Annotated in this window: 16 protein-coding genes and 1 pseudogene; 5 read left to right on the top strand and 12 right to left on the bottom strand. The window is 36.5% G+C overall.

All coding sequences use genetic code 11. The features are described from left to right. Positions 1–20 precede the first annotated feature (20 nt). The 10 genes from MusilaSJ_RS01670 to MusilaSJ_RS01625 form a co-directional block, all read right to left on the bottom strand. Positions 21–1,148, bottom strand: coding sequence for a glycosyltransferase (locus MusilaSJ_RS01670; RefSeq protein WP_274988341.1), 1,128 nt, complete (start codon positions 1,146–1,148; stop codon positions 21–23). 10 nt (positions 1,149–1,158) lie between these two features. Further along, the gene (locus MusilaSJ_RS01665) at positions 1,159–2,163 is read right to left on the bottom strand and encodes an NAD-dependent epimerase/dehydratase family protein (protein ID WP_274988340.1); all 1,005 of its coding nucleotides are present in this window, start codon (positions 2,161–2,163) and stop codon (positions 1,159–1,161) included. Positions 2,164–2,243: 80 nt separating this feature from the next. After that, the gene (locus MusilaSJ_RS01660; RefSeq protein ID WP_274988339.1) at positions 2,244–3,386 is read right to left on the bottom strand and encodes a glycosyltransferase; all 1,143 of its coding nucleotides are present in this window, start codon (positions 3,384–3,386) and stop codon (positions 2,244–2,246) included. After that, positions 3,370–4,602, bottom strand: coding sequence for a glycosyltransferase family 4 protein (locus tag MusilaSJ_RS01655; protein WP_274988338.1), 1,233 nt, complete (start codon positions 4,600–4,602; stop codon positions 3,370–3,372). The genes MusilaSJ_RS01660 and MusilaSJ_RS01655 overlap by 17 nt, the downstream gene beginning before the upstream one ends. 80 nt (positions 4,603–4,682) lie before the next feature. Then, positions 4,683–5,897 (bottom strand): glycosyltransferase family 4 protein, encoded by a 1,215-nt coding sequence (locus MusilaSJ_RS01650; RefSeq protein WP_274990431.1) that lies wholly within the window; start codon positions 5,895–5,897, stop codon positions 4,683–4,685. A gap of 71 nt (positions 5,898–5,968) precedes the next feature. Then, positions 5,969–6,763, bottom strand: a complete 795-nt coding sequence (locus MusilaSJ_RS01645) for a sugar-binding protein (RefSeq protein WP_274988337.1) — start codon at positions 6,761–6,763, stop codon at positions 5,969–5,971. A gap of 214 nt (positions 6,764–6,977) precedes the next feature. Continuing rightward, positions 6,978–7,775: a hypothetical protein gene (locus MusilaSJ_RS01640; protein WP_274988336.1), complete on the bottom strand. Its 798-nt coding sequence runs from the start codon at positions 7,773–7,775 to the stop codon at positions 6,978–6,980. Between the two features lie 3 nt (positions 7,776–7,778). Continuing rightward, positions 7,779–9,917 (bottom strand): peptidylprolyl isomerase, encoded by a 2,139-nt coding sequence (locus MusilaSJ_RS01635; RefSeq protein WP_274988335.1) that lies wholly within the window; start codon positions 9,915–9,917, stop codon positions 7,779–7,781. 1 nt (position 9,918) lies between these two features. Then, on the bottom strand, positions 9,919–12,144 hold the full coding sequence (locus tag MusilaSJ_RS01630) for a hypothetical protein (RefSeq protein ID WP_274988334.1): 2,226 nt from the start codon (positions 12,142–12,144) through the stop codon (positions 9,919–9,921). After that, complete coding sequence (locus MusilaSJ_RS01625; RefSeq protein ID WP_274988333.1) at positions 12,125–13,528, bottom strand: O-antigen ligase family protein; 1,404 nt, start codon at positions 13,526–13,528, stop codon at positions 12,125–12,127. The genes MusilaSJ_RS01630 and MusilaSJ_RS01625 overlap by 20 nt, the downstream gene beginning before the upstream one ends. Positions 13,529–15,139: 1,611 nt before the next feature. Between MusilaSJ_RS01625 and MusilaSJ_RS01620 the strand changes: the two genes are divergently transcribed. The 3 genes from MusilaSJ_RS01620 to MusilaSJ_RS01610 are packed head-to-tail and all read left to right on the top strand — an operon-like array spanning position 15,140 to position 20,076. Further along, positions 15,140–16,237 carry a sensor histidine kinase gene (locus MusilaSJ_RS01620; RefSeq protein ID WP_274988332.1) on the top strand — a complete coding sequence of 366 codons (1,098 nt, stop codon included), beginning with the start codon at positions 15,140–15,142 and terminating at the stop codon, positions 16,235–16,237. Then, positions 16,218–16,928, top strand: coding sequence for a LytR/AlgR family response regulator transcription factor (locus MusilaSJ_RS01615; protein WP_274988331.1), 711 nt, complete (start codon positions 16,218–16,220; stop codon positions 16,926–16,928). The genes MusilaSJ_RS01620 and MusilaSJ_RS01615 overlap by 20 nt, the downstream gene beginning before the upstream one ends. Before the next feature lie 34 nt (positions 16,929–16,962). Continuing rightward, positions 16,963–20,076 (top strand): lantibiotic dehydratase, encoded by a 3,114-nt coding sequence (locus tag MusilaSJ_RS01610; RefSeq protein ID WP_274988330.1) that lies wholly within the window; start codon positions 16,963–16,965, stop codon positions 20,074–20,076. 63 nt (positions 20,077–20,139) lie between these two features. Here the strand turns inward: MusilaSJ_RS01610 and nusG are convergent, their stop codons facing one another. After that, positions 20,140–20,667 carry a transcription termination/antitermination protein NusG gene (gene nusG / locus MusilaSJ_RS01605; RefSeq protein WP_274988329.1) on the bottom strand — a complete coding sequence of 176 codons (528 nt, stop codon included), beginning with the start codon at positions 20,665–20,667 and terminating at the stop codon, positions 20,140–20,142. Positions 20,668–20,943: 276 nt separating this feature from the next. Between nusG and MusilaSJ_RS01600 the strand changes: the two are divergent. Together MusilaSJ_RS01600 and MusilaSJ_RS01595 are read left to right on the top strand one after the other, a co-directional pair. Then, positions 20,944–21,318: pseudogene (locus MusilaSJ_RS01600) on the top strand (ISAs1 family transposase); the annotation flags it as partial. Beyond that, the gene (locus MusilaSJ_RS01595; RefSeq protein ID WP_274988328.1) at positions 21,312–21,833 is read left to right on the top strand and encodes an ISAs1 family transposase; all 522 of its coding nucleotides are present in this window, start codon (positions 21,312–21,314) and stop codon (positions 21,831–21,833) included. The pseudogene MusilaSJ_RS01600 and the gene MusilaSJ_RS01595, both read left to right, overlap by 7 nt. A 668-nt stretch (positions 21,834–22,501) precedes the next feature. On the opposite strand, the gene MusilaSJ_RS01590 is transcribed toward MusilaSJ_RS01595, so the two are convergent. Beyond that, the gene (locus tag MusilaSJ_RS01590; RefSeq protein WP_274988327.1) at positions 22,502–25,186 is read right to left on the bottom strand and encodes an ABC transporter permease; all 2,685 of its coding nucleotides are present in this window, start codon (positions 25,184–25,186) and stop codon (positions 22,502–22,504) included. Positions 25,187–25,537: the final 351 nt, after the last annotated feature.

Raw genomic sequence — 25,537 nt, 5'->3', positions numbered from 1 at the left:
AACTAAAAGTGTATGTTCTCCTATGCAATTTGCTTTTTTATAAGTGTCTGAATCTTTCCGGTATAAATTTCGGCCGAAAAGTTGGCTTGTATTCTTTTTCTACCTTCAAATCCAAATTTGTCTCTTAGTGGCTTATTCTTTAAAAGTAGCTCCAGCTTATCTGCAAAATCCGAATAATTATAAGGTTCTACAAGAAACCCTGTTTTATTTTCGACAATAAGCTCTGCGACCCCCCCAGATTTATAAGCAACAACGGGTTTCTGTAGCGCCATAGCCTCCATAACAACTCTTCCAAATGGCTCTTCTGTTGCACAATGTACCAGGATATCAATTTGATTTATATAGCTCAAAATATTTTGCCGATTGCCTAAAAAAGAAATGTAGCCGGTTAAGTTTGTATCCCCAACAGCCAATTTGAGTTGGTTTACGTATTCTGGGTACTGGTTAAACAAATCATCTCCCAAAAATAAAAAATGAACATTTTCACTTTTTGAAGATATCAATTTAACGACTTTGATCAGTTCCATATGGTTCTTCCATGGAATCAATTGTCCTATATTACCTATCAGTATCGTTTTTTCGTCTTCAATTGTAGCCGGCAAAAGCCCGTTTGTTTTGCGAAAAGGCTTCCATAAGTCTGTATCTATCCCATTGTAGATCAAGGTTTTTTTCTCTTTTTTTACCGGAATTTGAGCATAAATGTATTTTGAAACACATATTACTTGACTTACGCCTAAACTTAAAACCTTGGTAATCATTTTATTTTTCAGGGAATCTCTGACATGCCATATGGTTTTTATGGGGGTTAGCACCCTGATAAATATCGAATAAACCGCAGACTGGTTTGAGTTCAAGTATAGGAGATCAATATTGTTTTTCTTTGCGTAACAAAGAATCTTAAAAGACGTAGCCAGGAGGGTAACAGCATAGCGCAATTTATTTGAACCATTGCTTTTGCGCGAGAACCGGAGCATCCTAAAATATTCAACCTGATAGTTAAGCGAGCTTAGTTTTTGTCCGAAATCACCTTTTTCAGGTATGGCGATAATAATTTTATAATGATTTTTCAGCGTGTCCAGTAGTTCTAAAAGACTAAACTCAGCTCCACTAATTTGGGATGAGTTATTAACTACCAAAATTGTTTTCATATTCCGGATGTTAACTGATATCATCCCTTAAAATATTACTGTGAATATCCAGGATAGCCGGATCAGGCAGGGTAAACCTGTTTTCCTTAACTGATATAAACCAGCTATAAAACGCCGTGAGGCCTTCTTTGAATATGTTCTGCGGCACATAATTAAGAATTTTTTTTGCCTTGCCAATGGAAGCGTAAGTAATTAGCAGATCCCCTGGTTGCTCGGGACAATGATTTATAGTTGCAGGGCTTTGGCAAATCTCTTCAATGGCTATGATCAAATCCATTAAATTGACTGAACGTTGTGCCCCTAAATTGATTACTTCAAAATCTGATTGATCATACCCGATAGCTGAAAGAATTCCGTCCACGATGTCTCCTACAAATGTATAATCACGGCTGCTTCTCCCGTCACCTAAAACTTCAAGCGGCCGCCCTTCTAAGATATACTTGAAAAATTTATGAATGACCAGATCTGGTCTTTGTGCTGGCCCAAAAACGTTAAAAAAGCGCAAGGCTAAAAATCTGATTCCATACTGGTCGCTGTAAAAACGCCCTATTTCCTCGCAGCGTAGTTTTGAAATTGCATACGGACTGACCGGCAATGGGAATGCATCTTCGGTCCATGGGATTGCCGGATTAATTCCATAGACACTGCTGGATGATGCAAAGACAAACTGCTTAACACGGCGCAGCCTCGCAAATTCGAGTAAATTTTTTGTACCAGAAACGTTCACCTCGTAAAAGCGACGTGCATTGTTTATGCTGGAACGAACGTTTGTTTTAGCTGCGAGATGAACAATCACATCAATATCGGGGATGGATTTAAGATGATCCATGTTACAGATATCACCTTCTATCAATGTAAAATTTTCACTATCTAAAAAGGGGGAAATATTTAACTGCTTCTGCTCTTTAAACTCATCAAAGTTATCAAAGCAAATGGCATGATAACCGTTTTTTTGTAAAATCGAAATGAGATTGCTGCCGATAAATCCGGCACCTCCGGTCACTAAAATCTTCATTTTATAGTTATATTCATTCTATCACAAAAATCAGCGAAAAATATGCTCCTACTAATTAATAGCAATAACATATTAATAATTCAGTTCTTGTTAAATAGCTTCAGATAGAGCTGCTCATGCTGTTTCACAAATTTTTTAAACGAAAAATTAAGGTCGAAATTAATCCTGTTCTTTTTTCCGAACTCATGGCGAAGTTCCCGATCATTCACTAACAATTTTAATTTTTCACAAAGTGTCAATACATCCTGAACGGGCACAAGGTAACAACTTTCATTATCCACGAGAACGTGCTGATAGCCAATATCTGTTGCCACGATTGGCTTTTTATAAAACATCGCCTCCAAAATAACGTAGGGTAACCCTTCCCACAACGATGTACTTACGAAAATATCTATCGCAGAAAATATTTTGTCAATATTATATTCCCAGCCCACTAACAGCACGCGATTCAAAAGTCCCAGTTTTGCTATCTCCGCCTGCAACAGGTCTTCTTCTTCACCCATCCCGGCAATGATAAAATAAAGATCAGGGACTTCTTTTATGAGTTGCCCGGCAGCCCATATTAAGGTGAGCATATCTTTTTGCTTCACCAACCTCCCTACTGAACCGATTACAACGGCGCTATCGTGCAAACCCAGATGTTTCAAGCAGGTCTCTCGTTCGTATTCTACATAATCATTAAAATCAATGGCATTGTTAATATTAACAAATTTATCTGCTGGAGCTATTCTGGATCTTACGCCCTGCAGCCGCTCATTTTCTGATACCACGATCTTATCTGATATAAGGCCTAACCCGCGTTCAAGGAGTTCAAAAAAAGTCCTTTTCATACCAGACTTGCTTTGATAATAAAAACAGTGCGGTGTATAAATAACAGTTGGAACTTTATTAAGTAATGATGCTATCCTGAAATAGAAACCAGCTTTTGAGCTATGGGCATGAACAATATCAAATTTATTTCGCATCAAAAAACTTGTGACCTTAAAAAGACAGATCATATCTTTCGAAAAAGAAATATCTTTTGGCATTTGCATTCGAATAATGTTTATACCGAGTAATTTCAATTTATCGATCTCTTCATTTTCACTTCCTGTTCTTAAAGAATACATAAGGGTCATATCAAAGATTTCCCTATCAAGATGCGTAATTAAATAGATCAGGTGTTTTAGAGATCCGCCACCTGTTGATTCCATCCCAAATAATATCTTAATTTTCTTTTCCACCGCTTGCTGCTTTATCTAAAAGTTCTTTCAGACGGGATGTACAATTATTCATAGCAAAACTCTCTTCAATCATACTCCGCCCATTAACTGACAGAGACCTTCGCAGTTCGGGATTGCTCGTTAGCTCCATAATATTGTCAGCGATCGACTTAGAATCGCCGGCAGCATTTAGCATTCCTGTAAATCTATGTTTAACTAATTCCGGAATAGCGGAAATGTTGCTGGAAATCACAGGTATTCCCAGGGCTATAGCTTCCAACAGGACATTGGGCAAACCGTCACGATCACCATCTTTGCTTATATGACATGGCAAAACAAAAAAATCGCAGCCAGCATACAAATCTTTAATATGTTCATGAGGTTGTGCACCATGAAAGGTTACCACATCTTCAATAAATAGTTCCTTAGCTTGGTTTTTTAATTTTTTTTTTAATGGGCCATCACCCACGATCGTGCAGCGGACATCCAATCCATTTTCTTTCAAAATTGAAACAACCTCTAATAGATAGTTAAAGCCTTTTTTTTCGACCAACCTGCCAATAGAAAGAATTTTAACAGGCTTTATTATGTTAGGATTATAAATCCGAGAAGGCCAAACGCTGGTGTCTATACCATGATATATATGAATTATTTTATCGTGATAATTATCCGCGCAAAGTTTTAAAAGATAATCCTTATTTGCTGCTGTGCACGTTACCGTAAACACTGATCCGGCAATCTTACGATTAATGTCACTGACATTCCCCGTATATATATCATGGGCATGTGCACTGCAACTATACGGCAAGCCAGATAACCGTGACAACAATGAGGCTATTGTTGCGGGCATATTAATGAAATGTGCGTGTACGAGCCTTACCGGAGACCTTCTTAAGCGGTAAAGGAAATATACACTTATTGAAAATGCTTTTAAATTATGCAGAGGATCACAAAACGATTTATCATTTATAAACAGTGAAGCGATAAGGGTTCTAAAATATTTATATCCATAAAAAGCAATACAATGTAAATGGGCTAAAAACTTATCAAACGCAAAATTTTTGCCATAGTAAATTATAGTGCCCAAAGTATCGGCAGCTTCCACTGAAGGAACATCTTCCTTATCAATTGCTAAAATCTGTATTATTAAACCGCGCTGCCGCAAGGCGGTAATCTCATTTTGAATAAAGGTTTCTGTAAGGTTTGGATACTTTGCCAAAATATAAGCGACAATCATAAACTCGTGCAGTTTAATTTAAAATTCAAGAAGTCACGAGTGACCTTCTCCTTTATTATTGCAGGGCAACTGCTTCTATTTCAAATACCTCTATTGGTGTGCAACAATGAATTATATACAGAAGTGTAAATACGTAAGGCCTTGGCACCTGCAGCTTCCCATGTAAAACCTTTGCTCCATCCTTTCCCCAGTGCAACCCTTTCCGTTCTTCGGTTTACTTCCCATCTTATTATTTTAAGAATTGCATGTGCTATTTCTGTAACGCAATCAGGATTCACCTGTTCGCATAAACCACCTGATATCTCAGGCAATGCGCCCCTGTCTGATATGATAACAGGGCAACCACAAGCCATGGCTTCTATAACAGGTAACCCGAAGCCTTCGTAAAAAGAGGGAAATATAAATAATTGTGCAAGACTATATATACCGGGCAGATCTGATTCCTGCACATATCCTAAAAATACAATCTCGTTTTTCATTAAGTTATGCTCCCAAAAATCCATCACCTCAGTGTACTTCCAGCCTTTGGCCCCCACTATTAGCAATTTTTGACCTATCTTATGTGTGGTTTTTAAGTACAAAAAAGCTTTGATTAAATTTGATAGGTTTTTCTTTGGCTCAATATTGCCAACAAACAGGAAAAAATCATCCGGTAGATTATATTTAGCCCTCAGCGTTATCAGGGGATCCCAATCATCAATATCGGAAAATCTCTTGTGCAAGCCATGATATACAACTTCGACTTTATGCTCCGGTACATCCGGAAACTTAGATAAAATATCTGTTTTGACCGTATTAGAAACTGCTATTATTTTTTTTGCGATACTCAACGACCTTGGTATAAAAGCATTATAGTATATCGCCGTTTCATTTTTACAAAAAGCAGGAAAATCCAGTGCTATCAAATCATGAACTGTTACAATTGATGGTATCCTCGAAAAAATAGGTAATGTATAACCGAGGGAATGATAAAGATCAAAACCGCTTTCAATAAAAAGTTTTGGCAAAGAAAAATTTTCAAACCAAATTCGTTTTGCTCTGTCTGCAGAGTCGAATCCGACTCTGCGGATGATGAGATTCTCTGCCGGACTTAAACTTCCAGTATAATTTTTTGATACGAGTACAGTAAATATATGATCAGCAGATTTGATATTACCCAGCGAATCTATAAAGTACTCAATTGAGTACTGTACTCCAGAATAATTATTAATTAATAATAACCCGTTAATCAGAACGTGCACCATTGGCAAAAGATTCAAATGATAGCGATTAACATTATTTTCGCACCAACTCACTAAATTCAACAGAGTGGGTTAGCCCTACAAAGGCTGTAATAATATTTAAGCAGATTCAAACGGAATTGCCATCAATATGGCATGAGGACCTTAGCTATATTATTCCATGATCTATTAACGCTAACCGGCGGGTCTAAGGTTAATTCAGAAAGATCCTTGGGGTCTGAAAAACAATTCCTCCCAGGAGACGTATCCCAATGCATTACTTTAGTTTTATCATTGTCCAAATCGTTAGCAGCAATTGATAAATAAATTGTTTCATTTGCTGAAAGCGTGTGTTTTTTACTGAACTTTATTCCTCTGGCATTCCAATCATCCCAAATAGGCATCGAGATTTCATATATCGTGTAACCGGGACGGCTTCGGTCGCCCAATATTTTCCATCCCCATTCAAGTTGTGATTTAAGCCACTTGCCCCCAATTCCTACATTCATCTCCTCGTTTTTATCAATAAAAGGCACTAAGAAATAGTATTGAACGAAGCTCCGTTCAATCGTATTGCCCGTAGGAAAAACCATAATTTCAAAATTATCATTCAGCCAATGTGCATCTTTTGTAGTGATAACATTTGCAATTCGTACATTGTCGTAAACTAATGCGACGATATAAAGTCGGTTGGTAACGTCACTCCAACCAAATGCCAATTTGCAATCCCAGTTTTTGGGGTCCACCTTAGCATTAAACGAAAACTCATTAAACGATTTAGTAGTAATAAAATCAGCGGGCTGCATCCAGTTCCAATCGTTCATATTGCCATCCATTTTCATTTTCGACAGCTTTTCTTCAGGAATATAAACTGCATGAAACTGAGCGAACGTATTCAGGCTCAAAGAAATTATTATTATTATTATTAAAATATACCTCATAGTTTTAATTTCAGTTTGATAATAACTTCAATCACTTATCAGCAACAAAATCCTGCTTCTTGCGATACTTTAATATTCTCCAAATGATTTACAGATATTCATAATTTCGGCATCCCAGATTTAAAAGCTTCAGGTAGTTTGGTCAAGTTAAGCACAGGGAAAATCAGGCCAACTAAATCCAGACTCGATTATTACAGGATAAAAGTAAATGGAATTACCAAAGTGAAGCCTTTAAAATTTTGTCAATGTTGTCCCACGAATTCTTTAAACTAACAGGTGGGTCCAAAACAAATTCTGACACATACTTGGGATCGGAAAAACAAGCACCATCATGAGAGGTATCCCAATGCTTTACTGTGGTTTTGTCGTTATCCAAATCATTAAACTCCAATGCCAAGCTGATGATCTCATTTGCCGAAAGCTTGTGCTTTTTACTTAATTTAATTCCTTTAAGACTACAATTATCCCATATAGGCATAGAGATTTCATATACCGTATAACCAGGCTTCCTCGGATCGCCTAACATTTTCCATCCCCAGCTAAGTTGTGATTTAAGCCAATCCGCTCCCCTATCCACAACTACTTCCCTTCTTTTGTCAACAAAAGGCACTAAAAAATAGTATTGAATAAAGCTTTTATCGTCGTCATAACCTATTGGATAAACAGAAATTCCGAAATTATCATTCAACCAGCCGGCATCTGTTGTTGTAATAACTTTGGAGCTTCTTATATTGTCATAAACTAACGCCATGATGTACAACTTGTTGGTTATATCGCTCCAGCCAACAGCCAGTTTACAGCCGAAATTTTTCTCGTCCACTTTCAAATTTGACGAGAACTCATTCATTGACTTCGTGGTTATATAGTCACCCGGTTGCATCCAGCTCCAATCCCTTAAGTCACCATCCATCTTCATCCCTTGTAACTTCGCTTCCGGAATGTAAACCGCATGAAACTGGGCATGTGTATTAACAGTAAAAAAACAAATACCCGTTATTAAAATATACCTCATCGCTTAGCCTTTAATCTCCATTAAATTGTATATAGACTTTCCAGCAGAAATCCCCAGCTTTTCAAGCAATTTCCTATTTATTTTTATTGGAGTTTTTCGGGCTTCCGTATCAAGAGTATTCTTCAGTCTCTTTTCACTTATTACTCTGCTTACTTTTTTTAGCTGCATATTTAAAAAGTCATCATCTGTTTCAGGGACATTAACAAGCAGAACGGATTGATAATACATGTTTGCCAATAACCAATTTTCTCTCTTTTGCAGGCTCCTGTTAAAATCAGGATCTTTAATCAGTTTGCCCATATCAACCTGATCTTTCCAAAATTCATCTATCAATAATTGCTTGAATGCTTCTTTTCTAAAAGAAAAATTACTTCTAAATTTATTACGCTCATTTTTAGGCATATTAGCTACAAGGCGAATCGTCGTTGCTTCGTTTATTTTTGTATTCCCCAGCGCCCCCAATATTCCATACTTTTCAAAGTCATGCAATGAATCAATTGAGCTCCCTACAACATCAATCTTTTCTATCAGCTTTTTATTAATGGTAATCGGCTGTTTTTGTACCGATTTTACATCCCTCTCCATGAGGTAATAGATCAGTTTCTTCAAATCCCCATGTGCTGAGATAGCCAATCGGCTTTCTGGAGTAAGTTTGTTCAGTTCCAGTTTTAATTGAGCTGCTGTTAATCTCCAATTCCGGGAATATGCTATTAAATCCCGGTCAAAAGAATCTAAAACATCGGGAAGATCTAATTTATCAATGGCCGAAAAATTAAGCTTGACGGCCTCTTTTCCCGGCTGATTGTCATCATAAACCCAAGAGTATTTATTTCTTTGGTCAAAACTGATAATTTGCAGTTCGGATTCATCATTGTGAGCGTACATTGACCGGGGAGTTTTCAACATTTGATCCCGGTAATCAACAAAATTACCGCCATTGTATCCGAGATTGGCTTCTATAATTTTAACTAACGCTTTAACAGTGTCTTTACTTCGATCATTGTCTAATTCAGTGTGCAGAAAATTGGTTAACCATGACCTGTAATTATTTAATTCTAAAATTTTGTTATTATACAGATCTGCGTTATTGGCCAAAATTAAATTTACAATTTTTAAAGCGCGAGTCGACTTGTTTTTGAAAACAGATTGAATGTTAAGCGGCAATACTTTTAGTTGCGCCATTATCTGTTTTTTATAAATTATTTTTCCCAAAAATTCAGCTATCTCGGGATTGTCATCTATTTTTCCGTTGCTTGTTTCTTTGGCAAGTGGTTCTATTTGAAAAGGGATATTGGCAAGTAGTGAATCATTAACTTTCAAATCTTTATTTAACACATATGGATTCAGTGTTGTATCGCCGTTCTCGATGGCTTGTGCAATTTTTAAATTTAGTAGTAATGTATTGGTTGATTTTTGTAGTTGACCGTTAGGAGAACGGCTGATGACTTTGATCAAGTGATAACCGGACTGCGTTTCAAATACCTTAAATGTTCCAATCTTCATATTATTGATACGCTCAAGCAGATCTGCCGTAAATGGAGCCGACCCTGTAGGTAAATTAATGTAGAACCGCAGATTAAGCTTATTCCATTCATCAAATTTGTTGCTGTTCACTAATTCCTGAACACTCGATCCTGAGTTTAACCTGTCGAGAATTTCCTTGGAAACATCTTTACGTGGCAGCGGTACCCAAATGTAATCGATCACATTTGTTGAATCAAAAAGGGCCGTAAATTTACTTTGATCGTAAGCAACATTCTTAAATGACTCGATCCGCTTTATTTTTGCAAATTTTGAAACCAACTCAGTTTTTATGTAAATAAGTTGCTTTTTGTAATCCGCACTTTGATCTATATTATTTTTTCTTGCCAATTGCACTAAAAGACCGGCACTCACATAGTTGTCAATTAACTGTTGCAGGCTCCCCCGGGTGGGCGTTCCCTTGGCTTTTAAAAGTTCCAGTTGTTCTTCGAATTCTTGAAAAGTTACTCTATACTGTCCAACTTCGATGACTACTTGATTGGCCTCTCCTGCATTTTTGTTCGTGTCATATGAACATCTGTTAAAAACAATTCCAATTACAATTAATAAAAAGCTTCGCAAAAATGTTTTTTTAGAAAAACAGTCATTACTAAATTTCATCTTAAAGGTTTTCAATTTCTATATGCTGTAAAATAACTTTTGCTTGCCCTACGCCTGAATATCCCACACCAATTTTGGTGGTATCCCATTGTGTCTTATCGGTAAAAGAGGCAACTTTTTTGTCCAGTTCAACTATTTCCCAAACGTTTTTGATATGAGAAATATGAATATCTGTTCTTGCTGACGAATTATAATTCTTGATGAATATTACCTGGGCATTTTTTGTTACGGTAATCTTATCATTGGCGATTATAAAATTATAATCTGCATTACCTTCTTTGGTATTAACTTTAAAATTCAAATTTGCATCAATGTCCCTGGGTACGCCATCGCTTGCTAATGAAATTTTGAAGTCAGTTTTAAAGCTACCTGTATTATAAATAAATGCCGGTTCAAACATTGGTTTATTTAAACAAATAAAAATGCCCGTTGGCTGTTTAATGATAATGCTATCTTTTGCAGGTAACCAGTAACTATAGGATGTTGATATGTCCAGCTGTGCTGTAAAAAGATTATATACATGCATGGGCGATTCGGGCACCGGACTTAAGTTTTTAATTGATGAAACCAAAATATCGTCGAAATAAGCTCCGGCTTCGCCCATGCTCCAAAAGCCAACTTTACCATCTCCTTCAAGCATTTTACTTTTTTTCTGAAGAACAATCTTGTCGCCTATAAGTACCTTAATAGAGTCGTCTTTAATTCTTAGATTGACTTTATACCAGTAAGACAGCCCTTTTTTGGGATTTATAGCTATGGTAGCTGCTATCGGTGTCTCCTTTCCAGATTGGATTCTATCTATTAGATATTTCCAGCCCGAAGGTCCTTTTATCCACCTGAACAAACTGTAATTGTTTCTGTCGTGAAAATTAAATATGATGCCGGCTCCATTTTCGCTGTTAAATCGAGTTGCTACTTGTATCTCATAATTTTTCCAGAAATCAGTTCCAAACACAATCAAAGCAGGCTTACCGGAACTGCTTTTTGCTCCAATTTCTTCATAGCCATCCAAGGTGGTTTGGTTCCATTGTCCATCTATGATCCACCAGTTCCTACGTCCACGTTTCAAATTTTGTAAATACCCAGCCGATGTTTCCGGTTTCTCTGTGGAGGCGCTAAAATCAGGTTCGTGGAAGTTCTCATTATAGCTGATTTTTTGCTCCCCATTTAAAGATATATTATCAAAATATACGCCTGCTGAAGAGCCGAATCCTACAATATCTCCCGTTGTGAGCGGATTTACTGCGAACCTGAAAATATCATTTCCATTATACTTTATATTGTAAGTGTTATGGTCGCTGCATACAGACAAATCTCGGAATTCGTCATTTATAAGATTTTCATTAAAACTCTTTTGTTGCAGAATTTTTTGATGGCCATTACGGGTTTCTATTAATTTGATAGCACGGCCATCGATCCTAACCTCACAGAAATTGAGTTCATTTTGATAATTAAAACTGACAGACACCGTTTTTCGGGGGAATTTATTGGCCTTGAAAGCTAAACTAAATAGATAACTGGCCCCATAATCCTGATGAATCAGCACTTGGTTGCCTAAATAACCTCCTGTAGAATTTGTAGCATGAAAGAGATTTTTACTTTTGGCGCTTCCATCAACAATTTTCCAGTCAGATTTATTTAAGAAACTAAAATTTTCCGGAATCAGACCTGTCTCAAAATCTTCGGATATGGATGAAACAATTCCTGTCCCTTCAGGAACGTAGGTGGGGTCTGCCGTGATCAACATTTTATCTATCTGTGAACTCGCTTCCCTATTCCAAAGATAAAGGGTATGCTCCCCTCTTTTTATTTTAAATTTGGGGCCCATTACCCAATGCCATTGATTTGTTAAAGGATCCTCTCCTATACCTTCCAATCCTAAATTATCTATGCCTATTTGGAAAGAATTGGTACATACATTATCCCAGAAACATCTTCCCCAAACAGTATAATCCCCATCCTGCTCAACTGCAAATTTATATTTTGCATAACCCTCCTTTCTGAAATGATTGCCGATTGCGATTATACCTTTTTTTTCAGAGGCCCCCTCCATATCGATAATACGTAAAGGCTCCACAACCTTCTCCGCCGATTCTGCCTCTATCCATATCAAGCTCTTCACACCCCCACTTTTCAAAGATGTTCCGATAATAAAGATTACTGCTGTGAAAACTATTACCGCAAGACTGACCCTGCGGGGCCTATTATCAAGTTGTAATTTTAGCATGGTTAAAAGTTGTTAATGAGGAGCAGATAACGAAAATAAACGGTACAAACAACGCAGTTGACAACAGCGATGAAAAACAGCCTTCCCAAAATATGGCAATAAGGCATCCCAATAACCCCAGATAAAACAGTTCCTGCTTGTTGGCTATGTACCTTTTCAAATTAATCCGGAAACAGGACATCAGTATCCACAAAAAACTTGTTAGCCCTAACAACCCGCTTGTAGAGGCTATGAGAAGAAATTGATTATGTTGCTCGGGTTCAGCCGTATTTACTTTCGGAAACCCTTTATAATACATACCAATTTTATCCTGAAAATTACCTAATCCAACCCCCAGAGGGGTAAATTCGGTTAGCAATATCAATGACGCTTGCATTTCAAGATACCTGTTTTTAATGGCCTTTTTATTATTGAATTCCTGATAGAGATCTCCTTTTTGCACATTTAACTTTCGCTCTGCAAAATCAAAGTTTGTAGAAAGCTTCAGATACTTATCGCCAAATTCACGGGTAAATATTTCTGTTTTATTACTCGCTGCTATCATAGCAAGCCTGGTGTAGTAGTTTTCGCTTATTTGTCCTTGCTCATAAATACTACTAAAATCCCTTACTCTGTTGATGTTCTTTTCTGGCATGATCCACCTGTAACTAACGCCGAATACAATCACTACAATTACATAATAAAGCGCAGTTTTCCTGCTATGCAGAATGCTCATCACCAGTAAGGAAATTAATACTGCACAAATGGCACTTCCAGATAATAATACTATGGATGTTAAAACAAGCATTGCTACCGTCCAAACCTTAACAGCAAGTTTCTTTGTTTCCAGTATTTCTATATAAACTAAAGGCGATACCATGCACAGATACGTGCCTAAAACATTTTCATTGATAAAAAGTCCTCTTACCAGGTAGTAGTCGCTTTTTAAGATTATATCCTGAACAAAGGCTATTATAACCAATACTGTAGTTAATATGAAGATGCCATATTTGACTGTCCGGATATTAACAGAGAGAAAGTTATTTATAACGAGCAGGTAAAAAAGAACAAAATATTCAGCCAGTTGAACAAACTCTTTCACCCATTGGCTTAGTGATACAGCATTCATGACCGACAATAAGCCGAACAAGATAAAAAGAAGAATTTCTTTTGGTGGATATTTAACATTGCGCCATTGTCTATAAGCAATGACTTTCACTATCCATACTATGAGTACCAGGCCTATCAACAAATCGGAAACTGAAAAATTTGTTGCCAATAATGGGTGTGATACATCATGAAAAGAGCCGATGGATAGATTAAAACTCAATGGAAAAAAGCAAAAAACAGCTACTAAGCTGTAATCTATCACTTTTTGAACAAATGCACTATTATTACGGGTCATTAGATGATTAAATTATCAGAACGTAATGTTTAACACTAAAATTGACGAAATACTAATCAGCAGGCCCCAGGTCATGCGCTTTACAAGCGCATGACCCATAGTACACTCCTGGCACAACAACACTAACATGCTGTACTTAATCAGCTTATTTAATAATTGCAAATCCAGTTGGGTATTTATCTGGTATAGTCTGCACAGCATGCAATACAACAGTATAGTTGTGGTCAATAAAAAAAGAAAAGCAAAACCCATTTTTCGCCATAAATTATCGATGTACAAAATATATGATTTTGCAAACAAGACCTTTAAAAGGTAAATCAGGATTATAGTTGATAAAAGTACCGTTGGGAGGGAAATTCGGTCCAACAAGGTCACGTGAATATATTTCGCAATATTCGTGTTATCAATTTTATCAAATATTACTATATAAGTTACAGCCGCAAGCCCTGACAAAGACGCCTTGTTCATTCTTTTTAAAATACCGGTTTTGATAACACAGAATGACAGGATTACAACCAAAGGAACGAAGGCGACCAACTCCTTATTATTAAACTGGTTGTATGCCAGCATCCAACATAATAAACAGTAATAAAAAAAAACTTCGAAGATAATTTTAAGAGGTTTTTCAAATCCTTTTGACCTGTAAACAGGTGTGCTTAATTCGAGATGTTGGCTCATGCAATTGGTTGTAAGTTGAGGTAAACGCTGAAAAAAATTAGACGCGATAAAAAATCTTTAGGCGAAGCCTGTTTTCTTAAATTAAGAACCTGGAAATAAATAAATGATCATGCAACGTTCCCGCCCCTGATCAGCGGAACATATAGCAACAGGTTTATCTGGATTGGCTATTTATTCCCGGTCACAAATGTTCATATCAGAACCCTGTGCTGGTAGATTAGTCAAGAAAACTTAATATAATTAAATGTGTAGAAATAAACGCAGAACGTCCCAATAAGCTAAAAAGCTTCGCTAATGGTTGTCACAACAACCGTTTTTAAATTTAGATATTCATGGTAGACTTGGGTAAATATCAACAACACATTCTTAAAGAATGCATATAGAATTAGTTAATATCACAATACAATAATACTCATTAAAACGAGTAAAACAAAAAAACCTTTTTTTTCGCAAGAAAGATACGAATTCAGGAACGGAGCCTTCTCTATCAACTTTTGCCCAAGCTTAATGCCTGGCAGCCCATTAACCCAAAAATGTTTAAATCATGCTACAGTGTTCTGTAAATTAAAAGCAAATAATTGCAGCAGCAAATACTGTTGTAACAAAAAACAAATACCCATTCAGGAATTAAAAGTTCCCTGAATGGGTATCGTAAATTAAAAGCCAAACTACATTTCTCCGGTAATAGTGGGTGGAAATGTAGTTTCAGTTGGTAAATTTTTACCTGGTTTTACGCGCTTTCCGGCAAATTGAACGATTTTTTTAATTTTTAGTTTGGCCATCCGAAGATTTGACATTGTTTCCATAGTGTAAATAATATTGTAGACGGCCTGTAATATCATAACTTATTATATTACTTTTAAAAAAAATACACAACTTAGCCACTCGAATACACGAATGACCTAAAAACACCAACTTATCCCAAATCTATAAATGAAAAAAAAACAACGTGAGTTGCTTAAAGAGATGGCTGCTCATATTTTCGCATGGGCATTATACTTCATTTATGAGAATGCCGCGGTGTTCTTGATTTATCCCAAAAGAGTCTTTCTTGTAAGCTCATGTTTTTACTTTTTATTAAACGCCATTTTCTTTTACGGAAACTATCAGCTCATACTGATAGTTGGGGTTGATAAGTTTAAGTATCTGAAAAGGATTATTATCGTTGTGTGTTTGTGCATTATTTATCTTAATACCAATTACGCTTTGATGATTTTGATTCGCGATATTTCCCTGCCTACCAGTATGTTCACTGCCTCCATTAGAGAGTTCACAATACTAAGGATATTTCGCTTTTTATATATTATCTCCATTAGTTATACATACTGGTTGATTAAAGACAAATTGAAGATGGAAAGGAACTTGTTGTCAGCTGAAAAATCCAGATATCTTGAAATTCAGAAAACGGCAGAAATGGAGAAAGAAAAAATCAAATCGGAACTGAACTATCTAAGATTACAAATTAATCCCCACTTTTTATTTAACACGCTGAGTTTGATTTATACAGAGGTCATTAAATATTCAGAGAAAGCTTCTGAAAGTATAATGTTGCTCTCAAACATATTGAGAAATATTCTTGCAAATCCAGACAGCGATGGGAAAGTATGGTTAAAAGATGAAATAGAACATATTACCAATCTTATCAAAATTCACCAATTAAGATTTGATAAAAAAATGTCCATCCAACTGAGCATACCTGAAGACGAACTATCTGCTGATAAAAAAATCATACCCTTTATATTGATTACACTGGTTGAAAATGCATTTAAACACGGCGATTTATTAGATAAACAACATGCGACAGTAATTGATCTTAGTATAAAAGACGAGCAACTGTTTTTTACACTGCATAATAAGAAAAAAAGCAACAATTTATTGCGTCCGGGCTTCGGCATCGGAATGAAGAATATTGAGCAACGTCTTGGCCTTGCCTATTCAAATAAGCATTCTTTGAAAATTATAGATAATACAAATTTTTATTCAGTCATTTTAAGAATCCCCCTGAACCACGATGAATTGTATAATAATTGATGATGAGCAGCATGCTATTGACCTTCTGACGATTTACATTCAAAAGATTGAGCATCTAAAAATAATAGGAACTTTTAATAACCCCATAAACGCAATTAGCTTCATTGAACACAACTCGGTCGATCTGATCTTTTTAGATATTGAAATGCCTGAAATTTCAGGGTTGAAATTTATTAAAATCATTAAAAAAAAGATTCCTATAATTTTAACTTCCGCTTACAAAGAATACGCGTTAGAGGGATTCGAAAACGAGGTACTGGATTACTTGTTAAAACCCATTTCTTTCGAACGCCTGCTGCAATCAGTACAACGAGTAAAGTCTGCAGAAAACGACATAACAAGCATTGTCCAAAATAAATTTATTGTTTTAAAAACAGATTCAAAAAACAAACTGCTTAAAATTGACCTTGCCGACATTATATATATTGAAGGGCTGAAAAACTATCTCTCGGTATTTACAACGCAACAAAGAGTTATATCACTGTTAAACTTAAAGTCATTGGAAGAAAATCTGCCTACTGACTCATTTATAAGGACGCATAAATCATTTATAATCTCGATTGCCAAGGTAAAATTAATTGACGGCAACCAGGTTTTTCTAAACGGGCTTGAGCGAAGTATTCCCATCAGCGACAGTTACAGGAAGAAACTTTTCGAAGTATTCAGAAAAAACCTGATAGAAAACAAATAGCATAATTAATGAAATCATTCTTCATCAATTGTATATGAACTTCGAATTCTTTCCAAATTTAGTGCTGAGGACTCCCGCTTTCCCAATAAATAAATATGAAACAGGAGAAAATAATCTTTCTGAACTTTTCGAAAACACCTACTTAATGGACGCAATTGCTGCCGCGTCTGCCGATTTCTCAAAAACGTGCGAGATGTTAAAAAATGGTGAGATTTCGGATGATAAAAAATTATTAAAAATCCAAATCACGCTTCTTAAGTATTTTAACAGGATGTGCCATCGTGCAACGCCGTTTGGAGCTTTTGCCTCATGTAGCACTTTAAGTTGGGATAAAGTCAGCAACGTTGAGATAGATAGCCATAACACTGCATTTCACATACATCCAGATACCTTGTTTTTATGCCGCATAATTGAGGAGTTTGAGCTTAAATTCAGAACCAGCCTAAGTTATCAATTAAACTCGTCCGTTTATAAAGTGGGAAACGAGTATCGTTATTATTATTACGAAATTAAAAACGAAACAAAAAAGCACCATATCAATTCCGTAGGAGCTACTAAAGAATTAGACTTTATCTATAATTTATGTCAGGATAATTTTGTGTCGTACGAGCAAATCATAATGCTTACCTGTAACTATAGTGATTACGACATCGTGGATGTAACGGAACTCGTTGTCGATTTGATAGATGCTCAACTATTAGTAAGCGTTTTACAGCCGAGGCTTGGTGAACATGATTTTTTATCGCAGATTATTACGGTGCTTGCCGAGCTTAATATTTCTAATCCTATAGAAGAATTAAATGAGCTTATTTCCAAACTCAAAGCCTTTAAACAAGATTTTCCATTTACTAAATCGAAGGGCTTACTAAGCAGTTTTTTAAAGAAAAAAAAGAGAGAATTTGAGAAAATACTAAACAGAGAAATCCAAGGTAATCCGTTTCAGATTAACAGCTACAAACCTTCATTAAAGAATTCTTTAGACGAAAAAATAAAAAATCAGGTACTCGATGCTATCCATGCCTGCCAGGTACTGACAGTTAGCACCGATCCATGGCTTGAGAACATAAAGGAACAGATAAAACACAAATTTGGCACTAAGCCTATATTATTAGCTCATTTATTTGACCCTGACCTTGGAATAACCGACCCTGCTTCAAACGCGATAATAAACTTTAATGACGAAATTTTAAATGAGCTCAACCCTCTTGCTTCTTCTGCTATATCCCGTGAGCGTGAAACTCCGATTAAGGAACTGATCAAACAATTCTTTAATTCCAAATTTGATTCAAACGAGAGCTCTACCTCTTTAACCATCCATGTATCTCCCGATGACCTGAATGAGCTTGCGGAAAAAATAAAGCTCGCCCCCCTGCCCGATACTTTTCCTGTAATGTTCAAACTAATTAATGACGCTACTGCAAATGTTGCGATCGAATCTGCCGGAGGCTATAGCGGTACTACCCTTTTGGGGCGATTCGGTAATGAAAATAACGATATCTTAAATATACTAAAAGAAATAGCTCAGTTCGAAAAAGAAAAAAACAAGTTTCTACAAATTGCATCAGTAACTCACCTACCCGAAACACAAGCCGGTAATGTATTAAGAAACCCAAGTTTACGCGATTTTGAAATACCTTATTTATCAGCATCTAATTTACCTTCAAGGTATCAACTAAAAATCAGCGAATTAGAGGTTCAATATAAAAACAATGCAATATTTCTTTATTCAAAAAAAGGCGGGAAACAGGTATTTCCCAAGATTGATAATGCTCATAATTTCAAAAATAACAGCCTGCCAATTTATAGGCTGCTGTCATCACTTCAAACTCAATTTACCAAGGCAAATTTAAATGTTGTTTTTAAAACGTATTTCAAGGGCACAACCTTCTATCCAAGGATACAATACAAATCTATTGTTCTGCAATCGGCTCAATGGGTATTAAAAGAAGAAAACCTTAAACCATTTCGTAAAATCACAGCAATAGAGCAACAAATAGCATTATTTAACACAAAATGTACATTTTGGGGCATTCCCAAAAAACTATTATGGGTTGAAAGTGACCAGACAATGTTTTTAAACCGGGATGATGAGTATTCTTTTAGTTTACTTTTTAATGGTATGATAAGGAAAAAAGAAATCACTCTTCGTGAATTTCACGAACCGGATGCAGACTATGTTAAAGATAAAGATGGATCGGTCTACAATCACCAGTTTATAACAATAATAAAAAATAATGAGCAACAGCAAGCTACTGAAAAACAGGCAGAGATAAGGAGCATAACCCGATCTTTCCCCCCCGGCTCAGAATGGTGTTATATAAAAATATATTGTTCAGTTTTCTTCAGCGATACGCTTTTATCTGATCTGCTATACCCGCTTTTGAAGAAGTGGAGTGATAATGCAAAAATTGACACTTGGTTTTTTGTCAGGTACAAAGACCCGGATGAACATATCAGGATTAGATTTCGTTTAACAAACCTGCATTTTCTCAGTACTTTATTAGAAGAATTAAACACATGCCTGGCGTCATATCAACAACAAGGATTTATTCCAAGGATCGCCATCGATACATACGAGCGTGAATTGGAAAGGTATAATGTTCCGGATTACTTAGTTATAGAGAAATATTTCGAAATAAGCAGCGATTTTTGCATCCAGGTATTGATGAATAAGGGAATTGAGCATGAAATACCCTTAATGTTACTGAGTATAAAAATGATCGATGAAATTTATGACTTATTTTCTTTGACTACTGAAAAAAAACAAACTTTATCATTAAAAAACAGTCGGGCGTTTCAGGATGAAAAAAATCTTACTCAAGATGAAAAAAACATATTGCAAAAATATTATCATACCAATATAAAAAAAATCAGAATGGTCATAGAAAATGCGCCTGAGCTTCCAATGATCCGCCCTTATTTAAATCTATTTCATGCTTCCAATAGTTTTAAAAGTAAACTATTGGAAGCATTAAAAGTTACAAATGAGGGGTTAATCTCAAGTCTGATTCATATGCATTTTAACAGATTATTTCACGTTCACCAACGAGTTTTCGAAATGATTGGCTACTCTATAATCACAAAATATTATAGATCAAAACTGGGCCCGAGTGATAAAGAATCCAACATGTATGATAAGACTCCTTAATAAGATAGCACATTGCAGAAATGTGCTATCCGACAACCGTTGATATCGAATGTTATCTTTTTATCAACTGGCTATCCTTTGAAGATTTGCATTTAAAATTTTGACAGAAATAGTCTGGTTAAGCAGTTCAATATGTATGTAAAGCTTGCTTGTTCCAGATAATTCTCTAACTGTACCATAAAATCCCTCAAATGGTCCATCCAACACTTTCACTTGATCGCCTTTTTTATAGGTGCTTTCATGGCTGATGTCTGTAGTAATAGATAGCAGTTTTTGAATGAGTATAATTTCGCTGTCTTGAACAATACAGGGCTTATTCCCGATTTTTATAAACTTAACCGCTCCTTTTACAGACAATGACGAATAATTAAATTTCCCCGCATTCGGCCTAATAAATATATAGTTCGGAAATAATGGTTTTTCAGATATTTTCATCCGGTCGCTCCATTTTTTTTCGACTTTCAACAAAGGGAGATAGGTTTCAATTTTTTGGATTTGCAGTGCATCGTGTACCTTTTTTTCAAAATTTGCATAGGTGTACAAAACATGCCACCCTTGGCTATTACTGTGTGTTTCCTCTTTGGATTTCATAGGTATTTTGGTCTGTTCATTTTGTTCAGGTTGATTTACACTCTAATTAGAGAGAAAAATCCCATCAATAAAAAACCAATACACTAAACAGTAATTCTGATACACGAACGGCTACAAATACCAGGGCCGACGTATAAGAAACGGTAAAAAAGAGAGTATTACCAACAAAATGTTGGTAAAGAGGGAATAAGTTTAAATGTTCGGAGGTGGTTAAAGGCTTTTAGAGTTTTTTCTTTGTAAAAAGAATATGACAAGCTCACTCATGATCATTTCAGATGGATACCCGATCCGCGCACGGGCAATAATAAGAAACATAATTTACTGGAAATAATAATCCTATCGGTATTGGCGGTTGTATGCGGTGCGGAAAGCTGGTACGAAATGGAGGAGTTTGGCAAGGAAAAAGAAGACTTTTTAAAACAGTTGCTTCCTCTTGAAAATGGCATACCGAGTCATGATACGATCAATCGCGTTTTTATGATGATCGATGCGGATGTTTTTGAACGCTGTTTCCGCGCCTGGACGGCGGAACTTGGCCAGAGCCTTCAAACAACAGGTACATCTGGCGAAAGGGAACTGATTGCTATCGATGGAAAGAGCGTCTGCAATAGCGCCTGCAAGCATCAGGGATTGGGGCATTACATTTGGTAAGTGCCTGGTCAGGCCGTAATCAGTTGGTACTTGGGCAACAAAAGGTGGCCGACAAGAGTAATGAGATTACTGCCATCCCGGCGTTACTATCTTTATTGAACATTAAGGGGGCAGTAGTCAGCATCGATGCGATGGGCACCCAAAAAGCAATCGCTGAAAAGATTATCGAAAGTCAGGGGGATTATATCCTGGCCCTGAAGCAAAACCATGAAACGCTTTATGACCAGGTAACCAACCAGTTTTACTTCAGGGAAGACAGTTACAGCCAGCATCTGGATAAAGGGCACAGGCGGTCTGAGATCAGAACCTGCAAGGTCCATGAACTTAACTGGATTGACGAAAAGGAAAACTGGAAAGGGATAAATAGTATTATCAAAATCACCTCCGAACGCATAGTTGGGGACAGCCGTACTACACAAAATCGTTATTACATCTCCAGCCTTCAGGCAGACGCTGCCTATTTTAACCAGGCCATCCGCACACATTGGGGAATAGAAAACCAGTTGCACTGGTAACCGGATGCTGGTTTTGCCGAAGATTATAATACCACACGAAATAGCCAGGCTGCACAAAATCTTGCTGTAGTCAGAAAGATAGCTTTAAATGTTCTAAAGGCTGACAAAACCAGCAAAGCCAGCATAAAGGCCAAAAGAAAAATGGCTGGGTGGAATCACAAGTTTCTCCTAACACTTATAGCTAACAAAAATTTCTAATGCGTCGGCCCTGCTACAAATACCTTTTTAAACCGCCATCTCCATAAATTTTACTATTAAAGCGGGCAATTTCCTCAGCACTTAACATAATCACCCATTTGGTTAAAATAGTCCGCATAACTAATACATCACCTGTGTGCTCTATTTAAGATATCTGACCACGCCAGCTATCTTTTTATCTTGGGCAGGTGGTGCCAGCTTTCATTATCGTACTCCTGAGTACACTACGAAATATTATTAAATACTTTGATACTCAACCTAAATGACATACACGATAATAAAACCGATAGGGGCCTTTTCTCGATCCCATCACATCACCAATACCCAATAACCGGGTTTGTATTTAACTTGCCGGCAAAACAGTTATCGTTAAAAAGAAAAATAGGCTGATCGTAATGACGATACAGCCTATTCAAAAAATATAACCTTTTAACAGCGTCACGCTAAATCAAAAAATCAAAAGGAAAATCTTATTCTGCTCTTAAACTTTTTATTGGATTAACAACCGCCGCTTTTATGGATTCAAAACTCACCGTAAACCAAGAGATACATAAGGCTGCAAGGGATGCACCAATGAATGTGAGCCAACTTAACTGGATATGATAGGCAAAGCCATTTAACCAACGAGTAGCAGTATACCACGATACCGGTACGGCTATGCATATGGCAATTAATATGAGTTTGGTCATGTCGACTGATAATAAGTATATGAGATTCGGTACAGATGCCCCCAAAACTTTACGAACACCTATCTCTCGGGTACGCCGTTCGGCCATAAATGCAGATAATCCATATAATCCAAGACACGAAATAAAAATACCAAGTATGGCGAAAAGATTAAATATGTTACCCATTTGGCGTTCGCCTTTGTAAAGATTAGCGAGATCCTGATCAAGAAAATCGAACTTGAACGGGTAGGCCGGATTGAGTTCGTGGCTGATTCTTTCTAAAGCCTGTGTAGTTGCACTTGTATTGCCCGATGTTGTTTTCACCACTATAAAACCGCCACGCTTATTAAAGCGCAAGACCAAAGGCTCAATGGCTTGTTGAACGGGTTTAAAATTAAAGTCTTTTACAACTCCGATGATATTACCTTTGACACCATGAAAGGTCAGCATTTTACCGATAGCCGTATTTACGTTTAAATTCATAACGCTCAACATTTTCTCGTTAACAACATAATTGTTTGAATCCGCGATAAAAGCGCCTGAAAAACTTCGTCCGGCCAATAGTTTCATCCTAAATACATGGATAAAATTTTCACTTACGTCCATACCAGGTATAACTACTTGTGAACGCGGATCTTTGCCATCCCAATTAACGTTAATAGTTCCATCGAGCAAATTAGTAGGCAAGTCGGATGTAATTGCAAAATCACTGGTAAGTGGATTTTGCCTCAATTCATTTTTAAAGGCCTCCTGTTTACTCCATATCTCGCCTTTCATGGGTAAATATAATAGATTAGCCTTTTCAAAACCAGGGTTACGGTCCTTGATAAATTTAAGCTGATTATATATGATCACTGTCCCTACCAACAGTACTATAGAAACCATAAATTGCGTTACCACAAGAGTATTACGGAATAACAAATTACCTCCCATCGCTTTTACATTTCCTTTAAGCACTTTGACCGGGTTAAAACCAGAAAGGAATAAAGCAGGATAACTTCCGGAAATTATCCCCGTTAACAAAGCAATTCCCAAAAGACTTAACCAAAACCGGACGTCACCTACAGGAATAAGCAACTGCTTATCCGATAAACTATTGAATTCGGGAAGAAATAACCAAACAATCCCGAGAGCAAGAAATAAGGACAGAAAAGTTATAAGTATCGACTCGCTTAAAAACTGGAAAATCAGTTGCATACGCAGCGCCCCCACAACCTTCCGCAAGCCAATTTCCTTGGCTCGGCGCGCTGATCGGGCTGTGGCCAAATTCATAAAATTAATACAAGCAACAACAACAATTAAAATTGCGATAATAAAAAATATGTTGACATACTGCGCATTACCATGCCCTGGTAAATCTACCAGCTTTTCAGGTCCTAAATGAATACTTGTAAGGGGCTGTAATTGAAACGTGACTTTCATTTCAGGAACATGGTTATGAAAAATCTGGTTTATCTGCCTTTCGAGCCCTGACAAATTATTAGCAGAAGCAACAAAACCTTTGTCTAATTGTAAGTACGTGTAAAAATTAAAATTGTCCCAGGTATTATCTTTCAAGTCACTATTGTTTCTTGCCAGAGAGACCATCGGCAGAATGAAATCAAACTGCAATTGGGAATTAGCAGGAATATTAGCAAAGACCCCCGTTACAACCACGTTTTCATTGTTATCTTTTCGTAAGATTTTACCGATTGGATTTTCATTTCCAAAGTATTTTGTTGCCATTTCCTGTGTAATCACAACACCATCCACCTGTGATAATGCCGTTGCACGGTCACCCTGCACAAGTGGAAAAGAAAAAATATCCATGAAACTGGGGTCCGCATAAAACACTCGTTTTTCTTCGAACTTTTTATTTTCAGCTTCAAACAGAATAGTAGTGGGTATAGCGCTTAAGCGGGTTGTATTTTTAATAACCGATATCTCGGCCTTTAATCCGGCAGGCATGCCAGCCGAGTTTACCGCTGCTTTAGAACCACTCAAATCACAGGTTATACGATATATTTGTTCTGCATTTTTATGAAACCTGTCATAACTTAATTCATTTTGCACCCAAAGCATAATCAGGATGCTCGATGCCAGGCCTATAGCCAAACCAGCAATATTAATTGCCGAATAGGTCTTATCTTTAATAATATTTCGGTAAGCGAGTTTAAAATATATTTTCAACATAGGTATCAAATTACTTAAATAGGTGATTAGTTTATTTGGAGGTGGCTGCCAATTGTGTTTAGGTACAACATAATACTGCGCGTTTTGCCGGGGCGCTGCATTTTTAATAGAAGTCATTATTTTAGCAAAAAGACGACGACTATCTTCCCTGGATATTTTTTCGTCTACCACCCATTCGTCGAATAAGTACTTTAATAATATAATAGCATTAGGATTTTTTATAAGCAAATCGTTTAACTCCTGCAATTCTTCAACAGTAGCTTCCCCTGTTAATTCCTTAACTATCAATTCAAGAAAACGATCTTCAATGTTCATTTTAATAATTCGAATTAACAATATTAAAACCACGAACGCAATATCATCAAAGTGTTTAAATTTCGTGCCAACAAATTAAATATTTAATAATAAGAAAGTTATATAAATTTAATTAATAAATACTGTTCGGAAACGTTACAGCTGGTGTTCGCTTTCAAGCGACTTTAATAATTGACCTGCTCGGCGGATACATTATCCATGAAAACAGCGTAAGGGCTCTCCATTTCTTCAATCGTGTAATTTTATTTGACGTAAAATATAAACATCAAAATCAGGAGAACTGCGCTACGCAAGACGAGCTTATGGATAAATTATTGAACATGGGTATCGACAAATCTCCTTCAATATATT

This window comes from Mucilaginibacter sp. SJ (assembly GCF_028993635.1).
Lineage (GTDB): Bacteria > Bacteroidota > Bacteroidia > Sphingobacteriales > Sphingobacteriaceae > Mucilaginibacter.
Note: the sequence above shows the minus strand (reverse complement) of the source record. Positions and strands in the feature narration are given on the sequence as shown.

Excerpts from the sequence above, each read along its gene's own strand:
- MusilaSJ_RS01670 (WP_274988341.1), bottom strand. The coding sequence starts at position 1,148 with ATGAAAACAATTTTGGTAGTTAATAACTCATCCCAAATTAGTGGAGCT.
- MusilaSJ_RS01665 (WP_274988340.1), bottom strand. The coding sequence starts at position 2,163 with ATGAAGATTTTAGTGACCGGAGGTGCCGGATTTATCGGCAGCAATCTC.
- MusilaSJ_RS01655 (WP_274988338.1), bottom strand. The coding sequence starts at position 4,602 with ATGATTGTCGCTTATATTTTGGCAAAGTATCCAAACCTTACAGAAACC.
- MusilaSJ_RS01645 (WP_274988337.1), bottom strand. The coding sequence starts at position 6,763 with ATGAGGTATATTTTAATAATAATAATAATAATTTCTTTGAGCCTGAAT.
- MusilaSJ_RS01640 (WP_274988336.1), bottom strand. The coding sequence starts at position 7,775 with ATGAGGTATATTTTAATAACGGGTATTTGTTTTTTTACTGTTAATACA.
- MusilaSJ_RS01635 (WP_274988335.1), bottom strand. The coding sequence starts at position 9,917 with ATGAAATTTAGTAATGACTGTTTTTCTAAAAAAACATTTTTGCGAAGC.
- MusilaSJ_RS01630 (WP_274988334.1), bottom strand. The coding sequence starts at position 12,144 with ATGCTAAAATTACAACTTGATAATAGGCCCCGCAGGGTCAGTCTTGCG.
- MusilaSJ_RS01625 (WP_274988333.1), bottom strand. The coding sequence starts at position 13,528 with ATGACCCGTAATAATAGTGCATTTGTTCAAAAAGTGATAGATTACAGC.
- MusilaSJ_RS01620 (WP_274988332.1), top strand. The coding sequence starts at position 15,140 with ATGAAAAAAAAACAACGTGAGTTGCTTAAAGAGATGGCTGCTCATATT.
- MusilaSJ_RS01615 (WP_274988331.1), top strand. The coding sequence starts at position 16,218 with ATGAATTGTATAATAATTGATGATGAGCAGCATGCTATTGACCTTCTG.
- MusilaSJ_RS01610 (WP_274988330.1), top strand. The coding sequence starts at position 16,963 with ATGAACTTCGAATTCTTTCCAAATTTAGTGCTGAGGACTCCCGCTTTC.
- nusG (WP_274988329.1), bottom strand. The coding sequence starts at position 20,667 with ATGAAATCCAAAGAGGAAACACACAGTAATAGCCAAGGGTGGCATGTT.
- MusilaSJ_RS01590 (WP_274988327.1), bottom strand. The coding sequence starts at position 25,186 with ATGAACATTGAAGATCGTTTTCTTGAATTGATAGTTAAGGAATTAACA.